Raw genomic sequence first — 206 nt, 5'->3', positions numbered from 1 at the left:
TTTGGGGTACGGTTCCCAGTTATCTGAAGCTTAGGAGCTTTTCTTGGAAGCATGGCATCAACCACTTCGTCGCCTAAAGGCAACTCGTCATCAGCTCTCGGCCTTGAAATCCCGGATTTGCCTAAGATTTCAGCCTACCACCTTAAACTTGGACAACCAACGCCAAGCTGGCCTAGCCTTCTCCGTCCCTCCATCGCAATAACTGC

1 rRNA gene is annotated in these 206 nt (G+C 51.0%); it reads right to left on the bottom strand.

Features of this window, described 5'->3' with window-relative positions:
• Positions 1-206 (bottom strand): 23S ribosomal RNA (locus FS665_RS23310); the annotation flags it as partial.

It is taken from the genome of Pseudomonas sp. URMO17WK12:I11 (assembly GCF_007677725.1).
Lineage (GTDB): Bacteria > Pseudomonadota > Gammaproteobacteria > Pseudomonadales > Pseudomonadaceae > Aquipseudomonas.
This window is presented reverse-complemented; position numbering and strand designations above follow the sequence as displayed.